A 1,677-nucleotide genomic window follows, 5' to 3' on the forward strand; every position below is an offset into this window, starting at 1 on the left:
CCTCGGGCTTTCATGCTGATTTCGTGTCGTAAACGAAGATTGGTGCCCTGACCTGGGATAATTCGACTTGCGAAGGTCCGAATATCTCATGATCGAGGAGCACCAATCTGGTGAGTAAGTCTACGTCGCCGTATCCGCAGTTGTCCGCTGATGGGTCGGGAACCGGGATCGTGTCGCATGCTGGGGCCACAGTGTTGCTGCGTGCTGCGGAGAAAACGCGTCTGACCACAGCATTGTCCGATGCGTTGATGCCGTGGCGTAAGCCTTTGGCCACTCATGATCCGGGCAAGATCCTGCTGGATCTGGCGGTCGCGGTCGCGGTCGGCGGTGACTGTCTGGCCGACATCAACCAACTGCGAGCCGATCCGGCGGTGTTTGGGCAGATCGCTTCTGATCCGACGGTGTCACGACTGATCGCCACCCTGGCTGCTGATGCGCCGGCAGTACTGACCGCGATCGCTTCGGGTCGTGCGCGCGCCCGAACCCGGGCGTGGCACTGCGCTGGCGATACCGCTCCCGACCATGGTCGCGACGCGCACGATCCGCTGGTCATCGACTTGGATGCGACGTTGGTGACCGCACATTCGGAGAAAGAACACGCGGCCCCAACCTATAAGCGTGGCTTCGGTTTTCACCCCTTGTGTGCGTTCGTTGATCATGGCAGTGCCGGGACTGGTGAACCCCTGGCGATCGAGTTGCGGGCCGGTAATGCCGGGGCCAACACCGCCGCCGACCACATCACCGTCACCGCCCACGCGCTGGCACAGCTACCGCAGGTCAGCGGGTATCGGGTCGGTAAAACGGTGCTGGTGCGTACCGACTCGGCCGGCGGCACCCACGACTTCCTGAACTACCTGCACAAGCGGCGGCTGGCGTATTCGGTCGGGTTCGGCCTGACCGAGCCGATCGCCGAGGCCATCGACGGTCTCTCACCCCAGGTGTGGACACCGGCCTACGACGCCGACGGTACCGAACGCGACGGGGCGTGGGTGGCCGAGTTGACCGGTGTCCTCGACCTGAGTACCTGGCCCGACGGTATGCGGGTGATCGTGCGTAAAGAGAAACCCCATCCCGGCGCCCAGCTACGCTTCACCGACCGAGATGGTTTGCGGTTGACCGCATTTGCCACCAACACTGTTCGTGGTCAACTCGCCGACCTCGAACTACGACATCGCCGACGAGCCCGCTGCGAAGACCGCATCCGCACCACCAAAGACTGCGGACTGACCAACCTGCCCCTGCACGGCTTCGACGCCAACCGCATCTGGTGCGTCATCGTCGAAATCGCATGCGAGTTGATCGCCTGGACTCAGATGCTCGCGTTCACCGACACCCAGGCCCGCCGGTGGGAACCCAAACGCCTACGCCACCGCGTGTTCACCATCGCCGCCAAGATCAGCCGCCACGCCCGCCGAACCCGACTGAAGTTGGCCGCCCACGCACCCCACATGACTCTTCTTCTCGACGCAATAGCAAGGCTCACAGCACTTCCCGACCCCGGCTAACCCCACCAGCCGTCCTGACCACCGACTGAAAGGCACACAATTTCGGGGCCGTGAACCCCGACGCCCACCGACGCCTCGGGCGCCTCATCACGGCCCCGGTCCGGAATCCGGTCCTCAGACCACACCATCCGGACCACTCAACGACCGACCGCCACCTCACGAAACTTCGAGG

The 1,677-nt window shown here is 63.6% G+C and carries 1 protein-coding gene; it reads left to right on the forward strand.

The genetic code is table 11. From position 1 onward, the window contains the following. Nucleotides 1–110: 110 nt before the first annotated feature. Complete coding sequence (locus GOSPT_RS15530; protein WP_005207354.1) at nt 111–1,505, forward strand: IS1380 family transposase; 1,395 nt, start codon at nt 111–113, stop codon at nt 1,503–1,505. Nucleotides 1,506–1,677: the final 172 nt, after the last annotated feature.

The sequence above is a fragment of the Gordonia sputi NBRC 100414 genome, assembly GCF_000248055.1.
Taxonomy (GTDB): domain Bacteria; phylum Actinomycetota; class Actinomycetes; order Mycobacteriales; family Mycobacteriaceae; genus Gordonia; species Gordonia sputi.